General features: G+C 57.5%; 23 protein-coding genes. 18 read left to right on the forward strand and 5 right to left on the reverse strand.

The features are described from left to right. From GOV79_RS07025 to GOV79_RS07040, 4 genes are read right to left on the reverse strand one after another with little or no spacing between them, the layout of a single operon-like run. The gene (locus GOV79_RS07025; protein ID WP_170772088.1) at positions 1-1,209 is read right to left on the reverse strand and encodes a carbohydrate ABC transporter permease; all 1,209 of its coding nucleotides are present in this window, start codon (positions 1,207-1,209) and stop codon (positions 1-3) included. After that, positions 1,209-2,444, reverse strand: coding sequence for a carbohydrate ABC transporter permease (locus GOV79_RS07030; protein ID WP_170772086.1), 1,236 nt, complete (start codon positions 2,442-2,444; stop codon positions 1,209-1,211). The genes GOV79_RS07025 and GOV79_RS07030 overlap by 1 nt, the downstream gene beginning before the upstream one ends. Positions 2,445-2,503: 59 nt before the next feature. Next, positions 2,504-3,859 carry an ABC transporter substrate-binding protein gene (locus tag GOV79_RS07035; protein ID WP_170789221.1) on the reverse strand — a complete coding sequence of 452 codons (1,356 nt, stop codon included), beginning with the start codon at positions 3,857-3,859 and terminating at the stop codon, positions 2,504-2,506. Positions 3,860-3,880: 21 nt separating this feature from the next. Further along, complete coding sequence (locus GOV79_RS07040; protein WP_170789222.1) at positions 3,881-5,011, reverse strand: LacI family DNA-binding transcriptional regulator; 1,131 nt, start codon at positions 5,009-5,011, stop codon at positions 3,881-3,883. Here GOV79_RS07040 and GOV79_RS07045 point away from each other — a divergent pair. Together GOV79_RS07045 and GOV79_RS07050 are read left to right on the forward strand one after the other, a co-directional pair. Continuing rightward, the gene (locus GOV79_RS07045; RefSeq protein WP_170789223.1) at positions 4,993-5,202 is read left to right on the forward strand and encodes a hypothetical protein; all 210 of its coding nucleotides are present in this window, start codon (positions 4,993-4,995) and stop codon (positions 5,200-5,202) included. The genes GOV79_RS07040 and GOV79_RS07045 overlap by 19 nt on opposite strands. A gap of 165 nt (positions 5,203-5,367) precedes the next feature. Then, the gene (locus tag GOV79_RS07050) at positions 5,368-6,210 is read left to right on the forward strand and encodes a cytochrome P460 family protein (protein ID WP_170789224.1); all 843 of its coding nucleotides are present in this window, start codon (positions 5,368-5,370) and stop codon (positions 6,208-6,210) included. A 347-nt stretch (positions 6,211-6,557) separates the two neighbouring features. Here the strand turns inward: GOV79_RS07050 and GOV79_RS07055 are convergent, their stop codons facing one another. Continuing rightward, entirely contained in the window at positions 6,558-7,139 is a 582-nt protein-coding gene (locus GOV79_RS07055) for a YceI family protein (protein ID WP_170789225.1), read from the reverse strand. Positions 7,140-7,222: 83 nt separating this feature from the next. Here GOV79_RS07055 and GOV79_RS07060 point away from each other — a divergent pair, with 83 nt between their 5' ends. The 16 genes from GOV79_RS07060 (at position 7,223) to GOV79_RS07135 (ending at position 24,000) form a co-directional block, all read left to right on the forward strand. Continuing rightward, positions 7,223-7,969 (forward strand): endonuclease/exonuclease/phosphatase family protein, encoded by a 747-nt coding sequence (locus GOV79_RS07060; protein ID WP_170789226.1) that lies wholly within the window; start codon positions 7,223-7,225, stop codon positions 7,967-7,969. Between the two features lie 89 nt (positions 7,970-8,058). Continuing rightward, positions 8,059-8,784: a CDP-alcohol phosphatidyltransferase family protein gene (locus tag GOV79_RS07065; RefSeq protein ID WP_237217962.1), complete on the forward strand. Its 726-nt coding sequence runs from the start codon at positions 8,059-8,061 to the stop codon at positions 8,782-8,784. After that, the gene (locus tag GOV79_RS07070; RefSeq protein WP_170789227.1) at positions 8,781-10,394 is read left to right on the forward strand and encodes a sulfatase-like hydrolase/transferase; all 1,614 of its coding nucleotides are present in this window, start codon (positions 8,781-8,783) and stop codon (positions 10,392-10,394) included. Before GOV79_RS07065 ends, GOV79_RS07070 begins: the two co-directional genes overlap by 4 nt. Then, a complete protein-coding gene (locus tag GOV79_RS07075) occupies positions 10,391-11,290 on the forward strand; it encodes a lysylphosphatidylglycerol synthase transmembrane domain-containing protein (RefSeq protein WP_170789228.1) in 900 nt (299 codons plus the stop codon). The genes GOV79_RS07070 and GOV79_RS07075 overlap by 4 nt, the downstream gene beginning before the upstream one ends. Beyond that, positions 11,290-12,327, forward strand: a complete 1,038-nt coding sequence (locus GOV79_RS07080; RefSeq protein ID WP_170789229.1) for a glycosyltransferase family 4 protein — start codon at positions 11,290-11,292, stop codon at positions 12,325-12,327. The genes GOV79_RS07075 and GOV79_RS07080 overlap by 1 nt, the downstream gene beginning before the upstream one ends. Before the next feature lie 47 nt (positions 12,328-12,374). After that, positions 12,375-12,770 (forward strand): 6-pyruvoyl trahydropterin synthase family protein, encoded by a 396-nt coding sequence (locus GOV79_RS07085; RefSeq protein WP_170789230.1) that lies wholly within the window; start codon positions 12,375-12,377, stop codon positions 12,768-12,770. After that, complete coding sequence (locus GOV79_RS07090; protein ID WP_174839428.1) at positions 12,754-13,533, forward strand: class I SAM-dependent methyltransferase; 780 nt, start codon at positions 12,754-12,756, stop codon at positions 13,531-13,533. The genes GOV79_RS07085 and GOV79_RS07090 overlap by 17 nt, the downstream gene beginning before the upstream one ends. A 30-nt stretch (positions 13,534-13,563) precedes the next feature. Beyond that, positions 13,564-14,385 carry a RibD family protein gene (locus GOV79_RS07095; protein ID WP_170772063.1) on the forward strand — a complete coding sequence of 274 codons (822 nt, stop codon included), beginning with the start codon at positions 13,564-13,566 and terminating at the stop codon, positions 14,383-14,385. Between the two features lie 40 nt (positions 14,386-14,425). Beyond that, positions 14,426-15,406, forward strand: a complete 981-nt coding sequence (locus GOV79_RS07100; RefSeq protein WP_170789231.1) for a zinc-dependent alcohol dehydrogenase — start codon at positions 14,426-14,428, stop codon at positions 15,404-15,406. 2 nt (positions 15,407-15,408) lie between these two features. Continuing rightward, entirely contained in the window at positions 15,409-16,224 is an 816-nt protein-coding gene (locus tag GOV79_RS07105; RefSeq protein ID WP_237217963.1) for an inositol monophosphatase family protein, read from the forward strand. Positions 16,225-16,741: 517 nt separating this feature from the next. After that, a complete protein-coding gene (locus GOV79_RS07110; RefSeq protein ID WP_170789232.1) occupies positions 16,742-18,292 on the forward strand; it encodes a sugar ABC transporter ATP-binding protein in 1,551 nt (516 codons plus the stop codon). Between the two features lie 27 nt (positions 18,293-18,319). Beyond that, entirely contained in the window at positions 18,320-19,606 is a 1,287-nt protein-coding gene (locus tag GOV79_RS07115) for an ABC transporter permease (protein ID WP_214648115.1), read from the forward strand. Positions 19,607-19,689: 83 nt separating this feature from the next. Then, positions 19,690-20,646, forward strand: coding sequence for a substrate-binding domain-containing protein (locus GOV79_RS07120; protein WP_170789233.1), 957 nt, complete (start codon positions 19,690-19,692; stop codon positions 20,644-20,646). A 113-nt stretch (positions 20,647-20,759) separates the two neighbouring features. Next, positions 20,760-21,572: an IclR family transcriptional regulator gene (locus GOV79_RS07125; protein ID WP_170789234.1), complete on the forward strand. Its 813-nt coding sequence runs from the start codon at positions 20,760-20,762 to the stop codon at positions 21,570-21,572. 313 nt (positions 21,573-21,885) lie between these two features. Continuing rightward, positions 21,886-23,517 carry an AMP-binding protein gene (locus GOV79_RS07130; protein WP_170789235.1) on the forward strand — a complete coding sequence of 544 codons (1,632 nt, stop codon included), beginning with the start codon at positions 21,886-21,888 and terminating at the stop codon, positions 23,515-23,517. Positions 23,518-23,520: 3 nt separating this feature from the next. Further along, complete coding sequence (locus GOV79_RS07135; RefSeq protein ID WP_170789236.1) at positions 23,521-24,000, forward strand: MaoC family dehydratase; 480 nt, start codon at positions 23,521-23,523, stop codon at positions 23,998-24,000. The last annotated feature ends 116 nt before the right edge of the window (positions 24,001-24,116 follow it).

Raw genomic sequence — 24,116 nt, forward strand, 5'->3', positions numbered from 1 at the left:
TCATCCTTTGACCGAACCTGCAGTCAGGCCCTTGGTCATGAAACGTTCAAGCCCCAGAAACAGGGCCATAATCGGAACGGTGGCAATCACCGCGCCGGCCATCAGGTGTTGGCGTGGGATTTCCGAGGAGTTCAGCATTGTGACGCCTCGGGTTAGGGTGAATTTCGAGGGATCGTCCAGCAGCATGAAGGCCAGAAGGAATTCGTTCCAAGCGATCATGAAGACATAGAGCGACACCGAAGCAAGCGCAGGAAGGCTGAGCGGCAGGGTGATCTTCCAGATCACTGCCAGGCGCGAGAGACCATCCATCAGACCGGCCTCTTCCACCTCGGTCGGGAGACCGCGGAAATACCCCTGCAGCATGTATAGCGCGACCGGGATAGTGGTGACCGGGTAGATCATGACGATGCCAAGGATCGAATTCCGCAACCCAGTGAGCGAGAATGCTATATAAATCGGCAGCGCCAGAACGATCATCGGCACCATGTAGATCAGCAGGATCGAGCGTGAGAATGCCTTTTGGCCCTTGAACCGGAACCGCGCGACCGCATAGGCCCCTGGAATGCTGAAAGCCAGTGTGATGAAGACCGTCAGCACCGAGACGTAGAAGGACGTCCACAGGTACGAGCCGAAATTGAAGTCGCGGAACAGTTCTGTGTAGCTGCGAAACAGCGCCCAGCCCTGATCCAAATCCAGCGAGAAATCCAGCGGGTTCTGCAACAGGGCCTGTTGAGATTTGAGGCTGGTCATCACCATAACGTAGAAGGGGATGACGACGATGGCCGTGAAGAAGATGTATCCAAAACCAGTGCAGAACCGGATCACAGCGTCTTCATATTCATGACGGGTAAGTTCGCCAAAGGGCAGTTCTTTCAGGATTTCCGCCATCGACAGGTGCATAACGGCAGCAATCGCCACCACAGTGACCAGCACGGCCTGCAATGTGGTGTCCGAGCCAATCAGAACCGGGCCAAAACTGGTCAGGCAGGTTAGACCCAACAGAGCCGACACGCCCAGACGCGCAGAGGCATGGCGGGCCGGAAAGCGGACATACGCCAAACCCGCAAGTGCGCCCCAGATGACGCTCAGCAGAACCTGCGGACGGAAAGCAGCACCCGTGGCGAAGGACATTGTGACCGCGATGGTGGTAGCGATTACAACCAGCCAAAGCGCGCCTAGGATCGGGCCAGTGAAATAACCTTGTCGCATCACAGACCCTCCTCACGGCTAATGAACTTGAAAAAGACTAAGCTGAAGGTGATCAGGCACAGCAATATGACCACGGCCACAGCCGCGCCCGCCCCGATATTCGACACTGCAAATGCCTGTTCATAAACGTTCACAGTCAGCGTGCGGGTTCCTGCATTGCCACCGGTCAACAGAAAGATGTCGTCGAATTTGTTGAACGTCCAGATGAAGCGCAGCAGGAACAGGACCGACAAGATACCCAGCAGTTGCGGGATGCTCAGCAGCCAGAACTTCTGGAACGGTGACGCGCCATCCATATCCGCTGCCTCATACATGCTGCTATCGATGGACTGCATCCGCGCCAGAATGAACAGGAAGGACAGCGGGAAGTAGCGCCAGATTTCAAAGACGGTGACCATGATCAGCGCCAGCGGGCGTTCCCCGAAGAAGTTGATCGGCTCGCTGCTTAGCCCCATCTGCACAAGCAGCGCATTGGCCGAGCCTGAGAAGGGGTCGAACAGTGTTACCCAAGTAAACGCCACGGCGATGACGGGGGCCACATAGGGAAACAGGTAAAGACCCCGGATGAACCCTTGTCCCTTGAAACTTTTGTTCAGTAGCAGGGCTGCAAAGAGCCCCATGACAAGTGCGCCGATGGTGCCGAAAACCGTGTAAAACAGCGTAACCCACAGCACGCCCCAGAACTCGTCGCCGTCGAACACACGGGCGAAGTTCTCCAGGCTGAACTCGAAATTCGTCAAAACACTGGGGCCGCTGCCAGTGACTGTTGGTTCTGACCCTTCAACCAGGTCTTCGAACGCGTCCGGGTCACCATCGACCGCAACAGGGACGCGAATACGCTCGCGTTGGCCACCTTCCAGCGTACCAAAGTCGCAGAACAGCTCTTGCCCGGTTAACGCACAAGGGGCTGCAACGTCGCCGAGTGGCATCACGCCATCGGGCAGGACATCCCGGACGGTCACGCCATCAATCGCAATATCCTGACTGGAGTTGCGCAGGCGGTATTCGATCCGCAGATCATCACCCGATCCACGCAGGCTTTCACGCACGACCGGTGCAGGAGGGCGCAGGTCAGAAAGGGTGAAGGGTTTGAAGCTGATCCAGAAGATCGCCAGCAGGGGCAGGATCACAACCAGCGACACACTGATGATGGTCGGAGCCAGCAGCGTCCAGGCCAGACGCGCCTCGCGTTTGGCTAACGCCCCGGTTCCGGTCGGTGGGGTGGCCGAAGTCATAGTTTACCTCGAAGGGTTTAGGGGCAGCGGCGCGCACGCCGCTGCAGGTGCCGGGGTGGTTACTGAACCTTGCCCAACTCGTCGTTCATTGCCGCGATGGCTGCGGCCGCGTCGATCTCGTCGTCGATATACTGGCGCACGACGCGGTTTATGGCCTGGCTGTTGATCATCTTCGATGCCAACGCCAGTTGGCCTTCAGCCACACCCCAGCGCTGTGCCACATCCAGGCCGCCAACGATTTCGTCGATCATGGATTGTTCGTACAGATCACCCAGCGGGGCCTTACGATCGACACCAACAGGTAGCTCTGCCCAGGCTTCTGAGAACGCGGTTGGGTTGTCGGCATTGCCACGGCGAACCGGGAACTTGCCTTCCGGCGCGATGGCCAGCGTCTGGGTGTAACCTTCGTCCATGGCGTATTTCACGAACTCCATCGCTGCATCGGTATCGGCATCATTGGTGATTCCAAAGTACCGCACATCCCCCCAAGCCGCGCCATCAGGGTTCGACGGACCCGACAGTTTGGTCACGATGCCGGTCTTGCCGGCCAGATCGCGCGAGGTCGGGTCGTCGTTGATCGTTGGCGGGGCGCTGTCACGCAGACCGGCCAGTTCGTCCAGTATGAATGGCGACCAGATGATCATCGCGGCCTTGCCGTCAAAATACAGTTCGCGCGATTGTTTCCAGAAAAGCTCACCCGGAGGTGACGCTTTGGAGATTGCTTTGTAGAAATCCAAAACTTCGGTGGTCTTGGCTTCGTCCAGCGGTTGGAACCCATCAGGGCCAACGGGACTGACGCCATTGGCGAGGAACACGTGCTCCAGCACCTGGCTCATGAAGTTTTCGTCCACCTTGGTGGCTGAGACAAACCCGTACATTTCCGGCGGGTTGTGCAAGGCTTCCAATGCGGCCTGAATATCCGCAAAGCTGTCAGGGGCCTCCAAACCCGCCTCGTCGAACAGGTCCTTGCGGTAAACGACCATCTGCGTCCAGCCATCGACTGGAACCGAGGCGGTTTCGCCGTTGAACGCAGCCATCGCCAAAGCACCGGGTGCAAAAGTGTCTGCGCCCAGTTCTTCGATCACTTCGGTCGCGGCTTCGGTGTCCAGAATGCCAGCCTCGGCCCAGGGCAACGCGTATTGCAGCGTGTGATAGACAACATCCGGCAGGTCGCCAGCAGCAAAAGCGGCAGTCGCGCGCGTTCCCAGATCGCTTTCGGTGACCGGGATCACCTCAACTGTGGTGCCGGTTTCGACTTTGAACTGGTCCGCCATCTCTTGCTGTTTGGCCAGACGTTCGGGCTGCTCTTCAGTTGTCCAAAAACGGATTGTGTCGGCCTGCACTGATAGCGCTGTCAGCGCCAGCGCAAGTGACGAGCCAAGCATCAGCTTCGCAGCTTTGGGTGTTAGTTTCATCGGTGTCCTCCCCGGTTGTGTTCACGTCAGATGGTTTAGTTTCTGCGCCAATTCGTGTGACGTCAGTTTTGGTGGCCCGTCAGAGCCACCTTCGATCAGAGTGGCCTCGACCAGTTCTCGCAAGCCTGCAGCCGCTTCGCCGCGGATTTGTCGGATCAGTAATGTCGCCAGCCGTACACCGGCCGCGCGGGAATCGACGGAAAATGTGGTCAGTGCAGGCCGCGCGTAACGGCATTCCGGAATGCCGTCATAGCCAATCACCGAGATGTCGCGCCCTATCTCGAGCCCCTGATCCTGCGCATCCGCGCAGAACCCCAGTGCGGCCAGATCGGTCGCGAAGACAATCGCTGTTGGAGGTTGATCCAAGGCCATCAGTACTCGTCCCTGCGCTGCGCCATCTTCGCGCGTGCGCGCACCCTCCTGGATCAGATCCGGATCCAATGGCAGACCAGCAGCGTGCAGACCCTCGGCATAACCGTCACGGCGTAGATGCGCGTAGTTGAACTTGGGATCGCTCCCGACAAAGCCTATGCGTGTATGCCCCAAATTGCTCAGCCGCAAAACGGCATTGCGCATCGCGCTTTCCCCGGCAATGTCGAACCACGAAGTCTCGTCCCAATCGTTCGGTTGTCCATAGCCGGTGCGACCATACAGGATATGAGGCACCCCAAGACTGCGCAGCAGGCCGATACGTGCATCCTTCACCGCTGTCCGCGGTAGAATAAACCCATCGGCTTTCCGTTCTTCGTAGAGGCGGCTAAGAACTTTTAGTGTGTCTTTCTCGGAGGTCGCCGTGGAAATCGTCATTGTCCAATCCAGGCAGCTTGCTGCTTCGCAGGCTCCGGCCAGAAAGTCCTGCAAGAAGGGATTGTGCTGATCCGGTTCCTCGCTGTTGATAACCATCGCTATCGCACGAACTTGCCCGGTTCGGATCGCCTGCGCATGGCTGAGCGGGCGGTATCCCAATACCCGAGCCGCTTTTTCAACACGTGCGCGCGTCGTCGAAGAGATATCCGGATACCCGTTGAGTGCGCGTGAAACAGTGCTTTTGGACAAGCCCAGATGCGCAGCCAATTCGTCCAATTTTACCCGGCCCGAGACGGTTGCTGGACCGGATTGCTCACGCGGTGGATATGAAAGATTCGCAGTCATTGAAGCTATTTGTTCGTTCCGAAACCGGTTTCGGCAACAAAAAAGTTAAAAAAAGTGCAACCTGGTTATTTTTTGAACGCTTTAAGGATCGCGCCAATAATGAAAGGAAACACGTAGAAGGAGTTTGGCTCTCCTATCCCGACCGAGATGGTCAGGCGCAAGTAGCAAAACGAAACAGCGGAACAGGATAGCAGGTTCACCAAGAGGCAAACCCGCCGAGCCGATCTCTTGATTTCGTGCAAAGTTGTGATCCCGACATCCATTGCGGGCCTCTGCCACGGGCCTATTGTTGCCTCGAACTACAGACGGGTTTTTATCGGTCTTTGGAATGTTGTTAGCCAGTGAAAGGACACCTCATGAACTCTTTGACTCAAGCTCTTCTAGGCGCCGCCGTATTCAGCGCTTCAATGGGTATTGCAGTGCATGCAGGCGATCTACAGGCTGGTGGTGAGACAGCTGGTCAATGCGCCGCCTGTCATGGCAATGCCGGGATCAGCACCGCAGATAATTTTCCAAACCTCGCAGGTCAAAAAGAAGGTTATATCAGGGCGCAATTGAAGGCATTCAAATCAGGGACGAGGAAGAACGATCTGATGAATGCAATTGCCGCAAACCTGACAGAATCGGATATCGAGAACCTGGCTAATTATTTTGCCAGTCTGCCCGGAGGTGAAGCCGGCGCGGTCGCGAATAATGAAACTGGTTTGGACGGTTCACTCTTGAAGCTGCCAGAGGACTACGAAACAACTTTCACCCGATATCATCGCAAAGACTATGACGATCGTAAGCAAGTGCGGTTTTTCAGCGGTAACAACATTGCACTTGCCGGAGTGGCGGATGGAGGGCCTTTTGAACCCGGAGCCTATTTCCTTGTGGAAGTATTCGACGCCAAGAAGGACGCCGATGGCAATCTGCTCAAAGATGCCGAAGGCCGTCTTATCGCTGGTGAACGCAAGTTATACACCGCGATGGAAAAACGAACCGGGTGGGGTGATGGCGTGCCCGATATCTATCGAAATGACAACTGGCGGTATTCCGTGTTCGAAGCTGATGGCAGCAACAAAAACGGCGTAAATGAAGCGCCCTGCATGGCGTGCCACAAGCCCCTGACAGAGGATGATTATGCCTTTACCGTTGATTGGGTGGAAGGTTTCCAATCCTCAAAGACAATCGGGTATTCTCACAAACTTTTAGAGTAAGTGTTTGAAGTTCCCTGTGCTTCATTGGCAAGGGCCAGTTGCAGAAAGACTAGCACCAAGGTGTTTTTTCCGCTCGACCTTGCCAGTGGGCTCTGGATGCCTATCGAATACTCCTTTTTGCCCACTGGCAATTGCATTTCTAGGCTGGATTGAGCCGGCTAATTGCGTTCTGATTTGACGACAACGCTTATAAGTGCGCCGCTTTCTTGCGACGCGGTGATGATGACCTAGTGTGAGCCCAGGACGTTCGCGAAAACTTTGACAGTCGGATTCTGATGGCTTGCAACGATTGCTGGTCGGTGCCTTACATGTCGAAGCCAAAGTTGTTTCAGACAAAAGCGAACCGGTTATTCGACCCGCATCGCTTCGGTTTCGATGTTGATATCCACCTGATCGCCAACCAGACCGTTTCCTACGCCATAGGCCATCCCAAACTCGCTGCGTTGGACCGATGTGTCGATAGACAGGCCAAGAACCATACGTTTGTGCCCGAACGGATACGTATCGGCTTTGTTGAGTTTTACGTTCAGCGTCACCGGTTGTGTGATCCCTAAAATCGTTAGGTCTCCGGTCACGGTACCCGCATCCGCCGAGGCCGGTTGACCCGCCATGGCGTTGAAGGTGATTTCCGGAAACTCGGACACATGAAGAAAATCTTTTGCCTTTACGTGCCCATCCCGCGCGTCGTGGAAGGTGTTGACGCTGTCGGACGCGATCACGACTCGCACATTCGCAAGTTCCTGCGTGTCAGTGTCATAGTCAAAGCTGCCCCGAACCTCACCAAAGATGCCCAGCGTTTTTGCGAAACCGATATGCTCGACCGTAAAGTAAACCGTTGTGTGATCGGGGTCGAGCTCATACCGGGCCATCTCAGCAGCGGCTGCGACTGGGGTGGTGGCGATCAGAAAGCTTAAGGCTAGGTGGCGCATCGGTGGCCCTCGTCAAATTGTCGAGTTAGGGTGCAAGACTTACCTGTACATAGTACGCATTCCGCATCGACAAAGAACATCAAATGTACGCTACCCGATTGATTTGCGTCACCTGGAACATTCACCGCGCTCGCGGGCATGACGGCCTTGTCGATCCTTCGCGCATCCACGGGGCCGTTACATCAGACCTTGCCCCCCTAGCTCCCGATATCTTTGCCCTGCAAGAGGCGGATGAAGAGTGCAGGCCGCATGCAGGTCTTCTTGACATGAACCGGATATCGGCCGAGACCGGGCTTGCCTATCAGCATGACGCGCCCGGCATGCGTTGGGGTCGTGACAGTGATGGGTTTCTGGGGACCATTCTGTTTCTGCATCCGCGCTTCAACGTCACGCACAGTGATGTACTGGACCTGCCCGGCCATTGCTATCGCGGCGCGGTTGTCATCGAGGCCGTGTGTGACGGCATTCCCGTTCGTGTTATTTCGACACATTTGTCCCTGTTCCAGCCTTTGCGCGTCATTCAGATGCGGATCGTCGGTCAATACCTGCGTCGCCGCCCCGAGATGCAAAACATACTGCTGGGGGATCTGAATGAATGGCGGCCCTGGGGAGGGGCGATGTTTCAGCACCGTCTTATCGGGAGGTCGCTGAGCGGGCCGGTACGGGCAACTTTTCCAGCCAAACGCCCACTATTGCCCCTGGACCGGATTTTGACGGATCGCGAAGGCGCCGTCCGGGACATGCAGGTCTGCACATCGCGGGCCCTTCGCAGTGCCTCGGACCACCTGCCCTTGAAGGCCGAGGTCCTAATCGAAAAATCTGGTGAATAAAATGGCGTTTCAAGTGTTATCACATTAGCCAAAGCGGAATTACGCACTAATTTGAGTATGATGGTAACAGACGACCCGAAGAAACTACCATGAAAGCGCATCGGCCCCTGGGCCCGGTGACCCATTCCCAAGCGTTCTCGCCTGTGTCTGTATTTGCCGGGCAGGCAGTGGTGATGGGCGCAGGGTTGGCTCTGGCAGCGTCTATGGCCCTGCCCTCGGTGTTCTGGGCATTGTCCGCGTTTCTGGTCGCGACGGTCCTGTCTGGTGCGGGGTTGGTCAGCCGCTATCCGCACAGCGTGCTGGGGCTGTGCAACACAACAACGCTGCTACGCGCCGCCTTGGTTGCATTTCTGTTCGGCACCCTGTTCTTCACGACCGAGGTCTCTGGCTGGCTAGTCTTTGCGGTTGGTGCGTTTGCCTTTGCTCTGGATGGGTTGGATGGGTGGTTTGCCCGCAGATCCGGTCTGCAATCCGACTTTGGCGCGCGGTTCGACATGGAAACGGACGCCGCGCTGGGGGCGGTCCTTGCGCTTTGGGTGATGTTGTCGGGGACCGCGCAGGCCTATGTGCTGATTTTGGGGTTCGCGCGTTACGCTTTTGTTGCGGCCGGGTGGGTTTGGCCTCAACTGCGCGGGAACCTGCCCCCTTCGTTTCGCCGCAAAGCAGTCTGCGTGGTCCAGATTGCGGCGTTGCTATTGCTGGTCTTCCCGCTGACCCCTGCCGCTGTGCTGGCGCCGCTGTCACTAACGGCGTCCTTGGCGCTCAGCTATTCTTTCGGGGCCGATATTCACTGGCTGTTGCGCCAATCGAAATGAAGCAGGTCCTGACACTCAGCCTCGGAACCGGCCTGATCTTTTGCGTACTGGTCCTGCCCAACCATCCCGGTACGATGACGTGGTCCGCGTTGAATCGCTGGCCGTTGGAATTGCCTGTGATCGTTGCGCTGATGGTCGCCCTTGGCCGGTTGCGCGGACTGGCGACGGTGATTGCGCTGTTGCTGGTGGTCTCAACGCTGGTCAAAATTGCCGACTATGGCACGTTCATCGCCTATAACCGGACGTTCAACCCCATCGTCGATTTGTTCCTGATCAACGCCGGGTTCGGCCTTTTGACAACCAGCTTGGGCCTGCCGCTGACGCTTGTGTTGGTGTTGCTGGGCAGCGCAGCCCTAGCACTTTTGTTTGTCCTGCTTCGGTTCGCGTTGAAAGCCTGGGCCGATCTGCCCACGCAGAACTGGATGCGAGGGGTGGCGGCGGCAGGTGTGCTGATGGCCGGTACATGGGCCGTTGCGGATGTGGGTCACCACCTTGACCAGTGGCGGTTCGAAGCCAGCCCGCCAGGTACGGCCTGGACTTCTCGCCTGATCTACAAGCGCGGGGCCGAGATGCAGGCGACTGCCGCCGATCTTGCCCAATTCCGCCGCAAAGCGCAGTCTGACCCGATGCTTCAGGCCCAGGGCTTGCTTGACAAGCTGGAAGGCCGCGATGTGCTGCTGATCTGGATCGAAAGCTATGGGCGCGCCAGTTTCGACAACCCGCTTTATGCACAAACGCATCAGCAAACCCTGCGGAGCGCCGAGACCGCGATCCGGGAAACCGGCATGTCCATGCGCAGTGGCTGGCTGACCTCTCCGACGGCGGGCGGCGAAAGCTGGCTGGCGCATGGGACGCTGGCAACGGGGCTGTGGACCTCGGATAACGGGCGATACAACGCGATGATCGCCAGCGGTCGAAAATGGCTGTTCCATTATGCGCAAAGGGCTGGGTACCAGACGGCAGCCATCATGCCCGCCATCACGCTTGCCTGGCCGGAAAGCAGCGCCATGGGCTTTGACCACGTGTTTGCCGCCGCAGACATACCCTACCAGGGCAAACGGTTCAATTGGGTCACGATGCCCGATCAATTCACGCTTGCTGCCTACCCGGACCTACTACCCCAATCCGCGCAGCCGCGCTTTGTACAGGTGGCATTGATCTCGTCGCATGCACCATGGACCCCGGTTCCCCGGATGATCCCTTGGGAGGAGATCGGAGACGGTTCGGTTTTTGAACAAATGGCCCAGCAAGGCCCCGCCCCCCGCGAGTTGTGGAAGGACCGAGACGCCGTGCGGGACGCCTATCGGCGGTCGGTCGATTACAGCTTGCAAGCCGCGTTTGCCCACGTGGCCAATCTGGGCGCGCAGGCGCCTTTGATCATTGTTGCAGGAGATCATCAGGCCGCAGGATTTGTGGCAGGTAGCGACAACCGCGATGTCCCCTTTCATGTCATTGGCCCGTCCGAGGTGGTGTCGCATCTCGCCCATTGGGGGCTGAGCGACGGGCTTTTGCCCGCGCCTGACACGCCGGTACGGCGGATGGATCGATTCCGCGATGACTTTCTGAGCACATTCTCGTCCTTCGAGCCATTGGCGAAGGCCGCGCCATGATGGGACGTATGGGGCGCATACTGGGATCATTGGCGCTGTTGGGCGGCCTTCTTTGGTTCAGCGCGGCTGGCGATGTCTGGGCGCGGCTCCGTGAGACCGACCTATACTGGGTTTTGGTCGCGTTCGTGGCCCTGACATGCAGCACGCTGTCGATGGCACGGCGCTGGCAACTGACCGCAGGCGCACTTGGGCTTGAGCTGTCCTATTTCGGCGCGGTGCGAGAATACTATCTGTCCCTGCTTGCCAACTCCGCCCTGCCCGGTGGCGTCGTCGGAGATGTCAGCCGCGCCATTCGCACCCGACACTACGGCGACCTGAAAAACGCAACCCAATCGGTGCTGGCCGAGCGTCTTTTGGGTCAGGCCGCGCTGCTGGCGATTGTGTTTGGCGGTCTATTCTGGGCTCTGTTGATACCGGGTGGGATCGCATGGCCTACGGCGACCGGCTGGCTGATAGCCGCCGCTCTGGCCGTTGCGGCGGGTCTGGTGATCTGGCTTGCAAAGGTCAGGATGACGGCGGGTTTCACCCGGTTTTTCCTGGGGCTGCTGTCCCGGCGTGATATCACGGCGCATGCGGTTTTCGCGGCGGTTTTGCTGATACTGGGACTGTACGCCTGCGCCCGTGCCACCGGTACGTCCTTGCCGCCAGAGGCCTGCTATACCATCCTGCCCTTGGTCTTGTGCGCCATGATTGTCCCGCTGTCCATCGCCGGATGGGGCTGGCGCGAAGGTGCCGCGGCGGCGTTGTTCCCGCTGGCTGGTGCCACGCCCGAGGCCGGGATAGCGATGGGCATTTGCTATGGCGCTGTCATGTTGCTGGCCGCCCTACCTGCGATTGGCTTTCTTTTTCTTTCAACCGACCATGCCCATAAGCGTAAACCATTGGAAAACGTATGATGAGTGCTGTTTTTGCAATACCCGACGACAAAGACCAGCGCACTGGCGGCTATATATATGACGCCACGGTTTTGGACCTGCTGAATAAAAGCGGCTGCGCGACAACGCATCTGGAACTGCCCGGCAGCTTTCCCGACGCCCCGCCGCAGGACATGTCCCGAGCTGTGCGGGCGTTGAACGCCGTACCCGCCTCGGACCCGGTTATAATTGACGGTTTGGCCCTTGGCGCGATGCCGCCTGACGAGATTGCCGCGCTTGCTGCGCCTGTCATTGCACTGGTGCACCATCCGCTTGGTCTTGAAACCGGCACTGATCCGACCAAAGCGGCCGAGCTAATCCGCAATGAGGCCGCAGTTTTGGAACAGGTCGCGCATATCATCGTGACCAGCGCCCATATCGGACGGACGCTCCGATCCGATTTCGGGGTGCCTGCCGACAAGATCACCGTGGCTGCGCCCGGATTTGAACGTCCTCGCGCCGTTTCAGCGCCGGTTGACCCCCCGCTTATCCTCAGCGTTGGTCTACTGGTCGAACGCAAGGGGCATGACGTGCTGATCCGCGCGTTGGAGCAGATATCGGACATCCCGTGGCAAGCCGAAATCATAGGTCGGCCGCAAGACCCCGCCTATGCTGCCGCGCTCCAGGCACAGATCAAAACGGCGGGTCTGAAAGACCGCGTGACGCTTGTGGGTGAAGTAGATGGCACAGCCATCCAGGCGGCCTATCAGCGCGCCAGTCTCTTTGCTCTGGCCACCCGGTACGAAGGCTATGGCATGGTCCTGAGCGAGGCGATGCTGCGCGGCCTGCCCGTCGTCTCATGCGCAGTCGGCGCGGTCCCGGATACCACCGGTGATGCGGCAGAGTTGGTCCCCCCGGACCAACCCGAGGCTTTTGCCCACAAGCTGCGAGCGCTGTTGCAGAACCCCGACCATCTTGCGCACATGGCCCGCGCCTCGGCTTTGCGGGCCGCAAGTTTGCCAACCTGGCAGGACACCGCAAACCAGTTCGCCAAAGTAATCGAAAGGTTTGCGTCATGACCTGCGCCCTCATTTACACCATGCAGATGCTATGAATTGGAAAGCTCATGTTTGCTGTTGAAGTCCGCGACCACGTGATGATCGCACATTCCTTGCCCTCGCCCGTGTTTGGCCCCACTCAGGGGATGCATGGGGCCACATTTGTCGTGGATGCCGCTTTTTACACCGCCGATCTGGACGAAAACGGTCTGGTCGTCGATATCGGCCTGGCCACCGAGGCCCTGGCCCAGACGCTGGCCCCGCTGCGCTATACTAATCTGGACGAGGTGCCTGCCTTCAAAGGCAAGATCACTACAACCGAATTCCTTTGCCACCATATCTGGGAACAGTTACGCGATGTCGCAAAGACAAGAGGGCTTGGCGACAAAGGTCGCCTCAAGCGTATCCGCGTGCAGCTACACGAAAGCCATGTCGCGCGTGGGTGGTATGAAGCAGACCTCTGAAATCGGCTTTGAACCCGACTGGCTCAGCCTGCGGGAACCGGTCGATCACCGGTCTCGGGATCAGGATCTGCTGCGGCGTGCAGCGGGCTGTGTCGCTGAGGGGATGACGATCCTTGATCTTGGCAGCGGCACGGGTTCAACCGCTCGCGCCTTTGCCAATGCCGGATTTTCGGATCTCAACTGGCGGTTTGTCGACAATGATCCGGCCCTGTTGCGTATCGCGGCCTCGCGGCATCCCAACGCGCAGTGCGTGCAATGCGATCTGAGCCGCATCGACGGTCTTGATCTAAACCGGGTCGGACTGATCACAGCTTCGGCCCTATTCGACCTGATGCCCGAAAGCTGGGTGGACGCTCTGGTCAAGTGGGCCAGCGCGGCCGGTATTCCGGTTTACACGGCGCTCAACTATGACGGCGTGATGCGTTGGTCCCCCGCAGACCCACACGACGAGGGCGTCACCCAAGCCTTTAACCAGCACCAGCGAACCGACAAGGGGCTGGGACTAGCACTTGGCCCCGAAGCCGGATCACGCTTTGCAAGGGTTTGCGCGGCAGATGGCTATGCGGTCAGTTCGGCCCAAAGCCCCTGGCACCTTGGTGCTGAGGACACCACGCTGCACGCCAAGCTGTTGGCCGGAATTGCACAGGCCGCGCATGAGGTTGGCAAGGACGAGGCCCAGGATTGGGCCGCCGCCCGACAAAAGACACTGTCCCAGACGCTTGGTTTCATCGGCCATACCGATCATCTGGCGGTCCCAAGATGAACAACGGCAAGCCGGAATACGGAGATAACGATGCAGGACGTTGACGTAACACCCAAGGTCTGGGACCGTATCTTGTCTGTCCGTGCCGGTCACGGATGCTTATGCGACCCCGATTGGAGCGAAGGCGAAAAGCAGGCCCTTTCGATCTATGGCGCTCTGGCGCAACCGAAGTCCAGTGGCCAGGTCATTGGTCAGATTGGGCAGTCGCTGGATGGGCGCATTGCCACCGTATCGGGCGATGCCAAAGATATCTCGGGCAAGGATGGCCTTGTCCATCTGCACCGTCTGCGGGCGCTGTCCGATGCGGTTGTGATCGGGGTCAAGACGGCGCTGCACGACAATCCTCGTCTGACCGTGCGCATGGTCGAAGGTGAGAACCCCGTCCGCGTGATCATCGATCCAAACGGGCGCATGCCGGACGATATCGGGTTGATGCAAGACAGGTCAGCGCATTGCATTGTCATCCAGTCCGTCGACAAAGCCCGTCCCGACCATGTCGAGGTGATTACACTGCCGTGCACCCATTGGATTTCACCCGCACAAATCCTGAATGCCTTGCAGCAGCGGGGATTGAACCGCATCCTGATCGAAGGCGGTGGCATCACCATCGCCAAATTCCTTGAGGCAAATCTGTTGACCCACCTACATGTCGCCGTCGCACCCTTGCTGATCGGCGCCGGGCCACAGGGCCTGACCACCTCTCCAGTCGAGCGTCTATCTCAGGCGCTGCGGCCCCGGACGGATGTCTATGGGCTGGGCTCGGATGTGCTGTTCGATTGCACATTTGAACCCGCCTCTGCGCAGATCAAGCCATACCCCCTGCCCTGTCGGGCCGCCGTCCACACAAACTGACAGCTGCTCCCGACACAAACTCGAAGATCAAAGGCACGCCATGAAAGTCAATTCAGACCAAACGGCCCGCGCGTTGTGGATCACCCAAGCCGGAAAACCCACGCTTTTGGACACGGTCCTTGGCGACAGTCCTGACGGCGTACGGATCAAGACGCTATATTCCGGCATAAGTCGCGGGACCGAGCGTTTGGTGTTTCGCGGGCAGGTTCCTAAGGCCGAGTTCGACACGATGCGCGCCCCTTTTCAGGAAGGCAGTTTCGAATTCCCTGTCAAATACGGCTATGCCGCCGTCGGAACCATTCAGTCCGGCCCTCGGGCAGGACAGCTCGTTTTTGCCCTGCATCCGCACCAAACGCAGTTCAGCGTGCCATCATCTGCGGCCATCCCAATCACCCCATCGGTCCCTCCCGCCCGTGCCGTGCTTGCCGCCAACATGGAAACCGCACTGAACATTCTGTGGGACGCGGAGCTCGGTGCCGGTAGCCGCGTCACCATCGTCGGGGCTGGGGTAGTCGGCGCCCTGACGGGGTATCTCTTCGCCCGCATGCCCGGAACCGAGGTCTGCCTTGTCGACACCAACCCCGACAGAGCCACAATTGCGCAGCAGTTGGGTTGCGACTTTGCGCACCCCGATCAGGTACCGCAGAATTCCGATGTGGTGATCCATAGCTCGGCCTCATCTGCGGGGCTGGCGACCGCAATCGCCGCAGCCGGGGTCGAAGCCACCATCATCGAAGCCAGCTGGTACGGCACCCAACCCACCACCGTGCCACTGGGGGGCGCCTTTCATCGCAAACGCCTGCGGATAATCAGCAGTCAGGTCGGGCGTATTCCGGCCCATATGGCCGCACGCTGGACCTATGGAAAACGGCTGCGTAAAGCCATCGACCTACTTGCAGACCCGGTTCTGGATGCTCTCATCTCGGGTGAGACGGAATTTGACGATCTGCCACAAAGCTATGAGGCGATTTTGGACGCCTCATCAACGCTTTGCCATCGGATCAGGTTTGCCCAGGATTGACCATGGTGCTGGACATACAACACTGGCTTCCGTCAAACGCGTCGCACCATTTGACGGCTATGGCCGACGCCGCATTAAGCGCCACGGCCGGCTTGCAGCAAGCCTTTGCAAACCGCGACGCGCTGCAGGTCGAACAAAAGACTAAGGGCGATTTCGTCTCACAGGCCGACCGCGAGGCCGAAGCACAGATCGCCCGGAAGCTGACCAGTGCCTACCCGAACTACGGCTGGCTGGGCGAGGAAACGGGCAGCCGCCTCGGTCAAGGAACCGACTTGCACTGGGTTGTTGATCCATTGGACGGCACGACGAACTTCGTGAAGGGCATTCCGCATTGGGCTATCTCAATCGCGCTGTGCGACAAAGACGAAATCGTCGCCGCCCTTGTGTGCGACCCAATAAAGAACGAGGTATTTTCTGCCGAACGTGGGACCGGGGCCTATCTGAACGGCGGACGCATTTGGGTCAGTGACGAGGGCGACCTACAAAATGCACTTTTTGCCACCGGGGTCCCGGCGGGCGCGCGGGTCACGTATCTGAAAGCTGCATTGGCGGATATCGAACGGCTGATGCCAAGCTGCGCCGGGATCAGACGCGGCGGCGCGGCGGCGCTTGATCTGGCTTATGTCGCCGCAGGCCGCGTTGAGGGCTATTGGGAACGCAACCTTGGCGCTTGGGATATCGCCGCCGGGCTGCTACTGGTCCGCGAGGCCGGAGGATTGGTTCAACCCCTTTGGCCAAACACCGACATTCTGGCGACTGGGTCCCTGATTGCGAGCAATTCCGAACTCGCCACAGTGCTACGCAAGAACATCTTATGAAAACGCTCGGCAGATTGCGCCCGCGGAAGGTTGTCCTCTAAGGTGTTGTTTAAGAATTTCTGCCTAACCATTTCGATTGGGATCGAGCAACCAAAGCCTTTGTCCTAGACGTTCCCGACGGATGGATGAAGATAGGCCACCTGTGGCATCGTAGCGGGGCTCATCCTTCTTCTAAAACCCGACCCTATCTTTACTGGTGAAACGGTTTCTATTCTGGATCACCTGAGCAGCACCGCTTCGGGCAACTATCTGACCAATGCGGACCTAGGATGCGAAAATGCGCAGCAGGATTTTTTGCCTAAACAGTAAATTTATATATCTGTTTCTTATACTTATACTAAACGCCGACTGCAGACAACCAGCGTCCACACTGAGTCAAAACCGGTACGACAACACCGATAATTCGCTGCTTGAAGCGCCGTCCAAAATACTTCTTGACGTTTTGTTGAAGCCTGTGGTTTTGTATATGAAACCGTTTTGCGGTGAATCGTTAAGATCGGCGAAGGGAGGCGCTGTGATGGCGAAGCAAGAGTCGGCGCTTCGGGCGCAACAAGGAACTGAAAGTCAGATTACCGTGTCCCTCAGCGGGATTGGTATGTCGTTTTCCGGTGTATCTGTTCTTCGAGACGTCGATCTGGTTTTTGACGGCGGTGAAATCCACACTCTCATGGGTGAGAATGGTGCCGGGAAAAGCACGCTGGTTAAGATCATCAGCGGCGTACAGAAGCCGACATTCGGAACGTTCCAGATTGACGGGGAAACCGTCACGTTCGACTCGCCGCGCGATGCGGAACAGCACGGTATCGTCATCATGCATCAGGAGCTGAGCCTGATCCCCGAAATGACGGTGGCCGAAAATGTTTTACTGGGGCATGAGCCGCGAAAATTCGGCACCTTCATCGACCGCAAAGCTCTGAGGCAGAAGGCACGGCAGGCCCTATCGCGGTTCGGATTCACGCTGGATATCGACACCTCGGTCAAGGACCTGCGTGTCGGAGAACAACAACTGGTTGAGATCGCACGCGCACTGCTGATGAATGCGCGATTGCTGATCATGGATGAGCCGACCTCGGCCCTGTCGCAGGCTGAAGCCGATATTCTGATGGAAGTCGTGCGCGATCTGGCGCTGCAGGGCGTCGCGGTCGTCTATATCTCTCACCGGATGGATGAGGTGTTCGAAATCTCGGATCGGGTCACGGTTCTGCGCGATGGTGACTTGATCGGAACGCGTCTGGCATCCGAGACAACATCCGCCGAACTAATCCGAATGATGGTTGGCCGCACGGTTGAGATTAACCCCGTTGAACGCCAGAACCCGGCGCAAGACGAAGTGGTTCTGCAGGTCGCGAACCTGTCGGCCTGGACCGGTAACCGCAAAGTTTTGGAAGATGTGTCGTTCGACCTCAAACGCGGAGAAGTGCTGGGCATTGGTGGCCTGCTAGGAGCCGGTCGCACCGAGCTTCTGGAAACACTGTTCGGCGCGCGCGGCGGGAACTATCACGGGCAGATCACGCTGGAAGGCAAACCGCTGCGCCCGGTTAAACCGCAAGACGGGGTTCGCAACGGGCTGGCGCTGATCACCGAGGACCGCAAGGGGAACGGGCTGTTGCTCGAACGGTCAATTTCATCGAATGTGGCACTGCCGCTGATGCCTTTGCAATCGCGATTTGGGCGGTACTCGGACGTCGAGCAGCGCAAACAGGCGTTGAAGGCGATCGAAACACTGAAAGTGGCGGCCACAGGGCCGGATCACCCGGTCGGAAAGCTGAGTGGGGGCAACCAACAAAAGGTCGTTTTGGGCAAATGGTTGGCGACACAACCGCGTGTTCTGCTGCTGGATGAGCCTACCCGTGGCATCGACATTGGTGCCAAGGACGAGATTTACGATCTGGTTGGACGGCTGGCAGATCAAGGCATTTCGGTCTTGTTCGCAAGCTCGGAACTATCCGAGTTCATGGCTGTCTGCGACCGCATGATCGTGCTGTGTGAGGGCCAGATGGCCGGAGAGCTTTCGCGCGACGAAATGACCGTGGATTCAATCAAAGCACTTGCGATGCAATTCCGCTAAGCGCTTGATCCTTAATCGAGAAAAGACATGACTGTTATGGAACCCAATAGCCCAACCTTAGAACAAACCCGCACCTCGGGGGCGGTGTTCATGCGGCTGCTGAACAAGACAAAACTCTACTGGGGTTTGGTTGCTCTGATCCTGTTCGGGGCGTTGACCTCACCGGTTTCGTCCAAGGGCAACAACATCTTTCTGTCGCTGGGCAACCTGACAGACATCCTGCGTCAGGTCTCGGTCACGGGCATTGTGGCGGTCGGCATGACGATGGTGATTTTTATCGCTGGTATCGACCTGTCTGTCGGGTCCGTCATGGCGCTGGGTACCGTGATATGTGCGATGTTGCTGACGCAAGAAGGATGGACCGCGGCAAGCTATTTTGGCGTGCCTGCCACCGGGATCGTCCTGTTTGTAGCCATCGCCGCCCTGATTTATTTCGTGCAAAGCAACCTGAACCGCACCTCGGACACAGCGGCCACCACAAGCGCGCCGTCACGGATGCTAAGCCGTCTTGTTGCCGCTGCAATTGCCATCGGTGTGATGGTTTGGCTGGCCGGTCAGGTGATGCCCAAGTTTGGCGTCCTGGCTGTGCTGATTGTAGTGCCCTGCATTGGGGCCGTGATGGGGACAGTAAATGGCGCCTTGATCGTCTATGGCCGCCTGCAACCCTTTATCGTGACGCTTGCAATGATGGTGGGTGCGCTGGGTCTGGCGCGTGTGATTGCCGGGCAGGATACCGCTGTCTATCCGGTCTACACCGGCAGCAACGCGACCGAGAATTTCGAAGTGCTGCGTCAATTGCTGTGGGGTGTTCTACCCGTGCCGGGCCTGTTCTTCCTTGCCGTCCTGCTGATCTTTTTCCTGATCACCCGTTTCACCACCTTCGGCAGCTATCTGATGGCTATCGGCGGCAATGAAGAGGCCGCGCGTCTGGCTGGCATCAATGTGGGCCGCAACAAGATCATCACCTATGCGCTGGCGGGCGGTTTGTCCGCGCTGGCTGGGGTGTTGTATGTGGCGCAGTTCCGCCAGGGCAAACCGGATGCCGGTCTTGGCTTGGAGCTGGACGCGATTGCGGCCGTGGTCATAGGCGGCACCAGTCTGATGGGTGGACGCGGCGCAATCATGGGAACATTCGTTGGGGTCCTGATCTTTGGCTTCCTCAGCAACATCCTGCAATTGAACAACATCGACAGTAACACGCAGCTGGTGCTGAAGGGCATCATCATCGTGGTCGCCGTCCTGCTTCAGGAAGGGCGATTTGAAGAGATCTTTGTCATGGCGAAAGAGCGCCTGGGCAGAGGGAGGAGGCTCTGACCTCGAATCTTGGCGGACCAAGGTCAGAGCAATCAGAACGCGGGAACATTGGAGTAACCCGCATCATGACTAAGGAGTAGACTATGAAAAGAAGAACATTTGGCAAGAGCCTGATGGCTGCCACCGCGCTCGCAACTTCGTTTTCGGCCTCGATGGTACTGGCGGCTGACAACTATGTGATCGGTTTCTCGCAGGTGACAACGGTTGAACCCTGGCGTGTCCAGTTCAACAAAGACCTGCGCGCCGAGGCCGACCTACACGACAATGTCGAGCTGATCATCGCCGACGCAAACGACCGCACCGAAAAGCAGGTTGCCGACGTCGAAAACTTTATCCGTCAGGAAGTTGACGCGATCCTGATCTCGCCGAAAGAATCCGCCGGTCTGACCGGTGTGGTCGAACAAGCCACTGACGCGGGCATCCCCGTCTTTGTTCTGGACCGTAACGTCGACACCGACAAATTCGTTCAGTGGGTTGGCGGCGACAACGAACTGATCGGCCGCGAGGCAGGCAAGTTCGCGTTGGACCAGCTGGGTGGCGCGGGCGCTGCAAAAGGCACTATCGTAGAAATCTGGGGGGGTCTGGGCACGCAAGCCGCGCACGACCGCGCCAACGGGTTCCACGAAGCCTTTGAGGGCGAAGAAGGCGTTACCTTCCTGCTGGATCAACAGTCGGGCGACTGGAAGCAGGATCAGGCCTATGACATCATGTCGACCGCCCTCCGTAACTATGAAGACATCACAATGGTGTACGGCCACAACGACCCGATGGCCTATGGTGCATATCTGGCAGCCAAAGACGCAGGCCGTGCCGATGACATCATCTTCATTGGTGTTGACGCGCTTCCGGGCGAAGGCGTGACTTGGGTTGCCAATGGCGAGCTGTCGGCCACCTTCCTGTACCCGACCCCCGGTGCAGAAGGCCTGCGTCAGGCACTGAAGCATCTGAAAGGTGAAGAAGTTCCAAAATCGGTTGTCATGGGCACCGAGGCGATCACTTCGGAAAATGCTGGTGACGTCCTGAAGAAGAACGGCCTGTAAGGACCGTTCAGGCCGGTTTCCTTTCTCCTCCCTGTCGGGATGGCCGGCCGGACAAGCAGGGGCTTGCGCCCCTGCTGTTTTTTTTGGGAAAGCTACAAGAAAAGGTTCCGCCCATGTCCGAGCAAAAAACGAAACTTCAAAAATACTCCGCCCCCGCACTGGAAAAGGGGTTGGATATTCTTGAGTTTCTTTCGCTTTCGGACGTTTCCCCTACCCTGTCGCAACTGGCGCAGGGAATCGGGCGGTCGAAGAACGAGATTTTCCGCATGATGATCGTGCTGGAGGAACGCGGATATATTGAGCGGCAAGAAGGCGATCTGTTCAAATTGACAGGTAAGCTGGCTTTGCTGGGCGGCGACCGCACGGATAACGGCAAACTGGCCGAACTGGCCGAGCCGTATATGAATCGGTTGGCCGAGGAAATTGAGCTGTCCAACCACCTTTGGGTGCCTAATGGCAAAAAAGAGTTGATCGTCGTCAACAGCGTTTCATCTTCGCAGAACTATGGGGTCACGGTTCAGGTTGGATACACCACCCCTGTGTTTCCGACCTCGGTCGGCGCATGTTTTCTCTCAGATTTTGCGCGGGAACAGGACCGGTTAACCTTTCTTCGCAGCATCGTGCCCGGCGAAAGCGAAGACGCACTTCAGGAGTTTTCCGATCAAGCAGCAATCTGTGCCGAGCAGAACTACATTTCGCTTAGCAGCCCTGAAAGCAACGCGATCAGCGAGATTTCAACGCCCATCCGTCACGGTGCGGATCAATCCGTTATCGCGTCGCTGACAATCCCACATTTCGCATCCGCCCTGATCGACAACCGGCGCGAATTTGTAATCGACGCGCTGAGGGCAACTGCAGCACAGCTACAGACTAGTATTGCGACACGGATGCCGCTTCCGCGGACACCCTGGCATCAACTAGCCTGAGCATTGGTCAAAAGCATTCAGACCCCCTATACCCATCTCCAAAAACTAATGATCAGATTGCACGGAACTAGTGCGACGATTGCCAATCGGCAAATACCCGCATTCTCCTTTCCAAAGGGACTTTCCTAGCAAAATTACAGGATCAAACGCGGTAACTCGAACTGTCCCGAAATGTCCTCGCATGTCGGGTATTCGTCCTCGAATATCATTGAGAAAAGCCCGCTTGGAGAGGATTTTTCACACCAGCGTTGAGCACTAACGTCGCCATCTATTCGTGGTGGTGGCGCTGATAGAGTTTTCGGAGGAGATAAAAATGGGCGAAATCACGCAACAGAACATTTGGCCGGACATGCAGATCGAAATAGATCCCAACAGCTACAGCTCGGTTGTTGAGATGTTCGAACAGGCCTTCCTGACATATCCCGAAAAGACAGCATATGTCGGGCTCGGCGGAAGCCTTTCCTACGCCGAAGCGGATCGGCTGTCGCGTGATTTTGCGGCGGTTCTGCAAGCCAAACTGGGCGTCAAGAAGGGCGATCGCATTGCGCTGATGGCACCGAATATTCTGGCGTTCCCGATTGCTATGCTGGGTATCATTCGCGCCGGTGGCGTGCAGGTGAACGTCAATCCGTTGTACACGCCGCATGAGTTGGAACATCAGTTGAACGACGCCGGTGCCGAGATCATCGTGGTCTTTGGCGGCTCGACTTCCACGCTGGCTGAAGTGGTGGACAACACACCAATCAAGACGGTGATCACGATTGATCTGGGTGACACCACAACAACCAAAATTCCAAGCCCGCCAGTTGATGAGCGACTGTCAAACACGCTGCGCTTTGCCGAATTGCTGGATGACGGTGAAGAACTGGACTTTGATCCACCGGTGACCACCGGGGATGACTTGCTGTTTCTGCAATACACCGGTGGTACAACCGGACTGTCTAAAGCAGCCGTTTTGACCCATCGCAACCTTGTGGCCAACACCGAGCAGACCAAAGCCGCGTTGCCGGAAGCCATGCGGCACGGGCAAGAGGTCGTTGTAACCCCCCTGCCCCTCTATCATATCTTTGCGTTGATGGTGAATATGATCACCTACAGTTCGATCGGGGCGACAAACTATCTGGTGGCTAACCCGCGTGATCCAGAACAGCTGATCTCGGCCTATCGCGACAGTGGTTTTACGGTATCGACTGCCGTAAACACACTGATTGCCGGGTTGGCAGCCCATCCAGGTCTGAAGGACATTGATTTCTCGAACTACCGCGCGATGATCGGCGGCGGCGCACCGGTTCAGGAAGCCGTTTCAAACCGCTGGAAAGAAGTAACCGGCCATCACGTGCTGGAAGGTTATGGTATGTCCGAAACCTCTCCGGTGCTGACGCTGAACCCGATGGGGCAGGAAGAGTTCTCGGCCGCCGTAGGGTATGCGCTGCCTTCGACTGATATCATTTTTCTGGACGAAGATGATCATCAGGTCGGCGTTGGTGAAGCGGGTGAGATTTGTGCCAAAGGTCCCCAGGTCATGCAGGGTTATTGGAACCGCCCGGAAGAAACTGCCTCGAACTTTACCGAAGATGGTTACTTCCGAACCGGCGATATCGGTGTGCGGGACGAAAATGGCCTGATCAAAATTGTGGACCGAAAGAAAGACATGGTTCTGGTCTCGGGCTTCAATGTGTATCCGAATGAAATCGAAGCCCATGTGGCCATGTTAGACGATGTTGCCGAATGCGCCGCAATCGGAGTGCCGGACGAGAAAACAGGCGAGGCGATCCGTTTGTTCATCAATCTCGCCAACGGCTCTGACCTTACGTCGGATCAGGTAATTGAACATTGCCGTCAAGGACTGGCAGGGTACAAAGTTCCTAAACAGATCCGGTTCCTTGACGAATTGCCCAAATCAACCGTGGGCAAAATCCTTAGAAAAGACTTGCGGGAGTTGTGAACGATGACTCAGACAAAGAATTTTCCCGACGCCTACACTGTTGAGAATATCGAGGATCATGTGGGCCGTGTTTTCGGCCCCAGTGATCCGGTAACTGTTGATCAAGAGCGCATTCAAGGATTCGCGGACGTAACCGGCGATCAGCAATGGATCCACGTGGATGCCGAGCGGGCAAAGGCCCATAGCCCCTTTGGCGGCCCCATCGCTCATGGCTACCTGACCCTATCGATGCTGGCCGCAGCCCAGATGGACTTGGGCATCGTGCCGGAGGGCAGCAAAGGTGTGATGAACTATGGGTTGGACAAGGTGCGTTTTCTGTCACCGGTTCCCAGCGGCGCTGACGTCGAAATCTCGGCTGTTCTAACTGGCGTCGAGCGCAAAGACGGCAATCGTATCATGATCCACTCGACCGTCACGGCACAGGTGGTCGGAGCGGACAAGCCGGCTTTGATCGCCGAAACTCTGGCGATGGCCTTTAGTTAAAACTCCGAAAACAGGAGAACAAAGATATGTCTGACAAAGACCCCAAAGACGAAGGTTTCGCCGGCTCGATCTCGAATTTCTATGGCGCACTGGCAAAGCATCCCATGGAGCTGATG

The organism is Ruegeria lacuscaerulensis, from assembly GCF_013034745.1.
Classification (GTDB): Bacteria; Pseudomonadota; Alphaproteobacteria; order Rhodobacterales; family Rhodobacteraceae; genus Ruegeria; species Ruegeria lacuscaerulensis_B.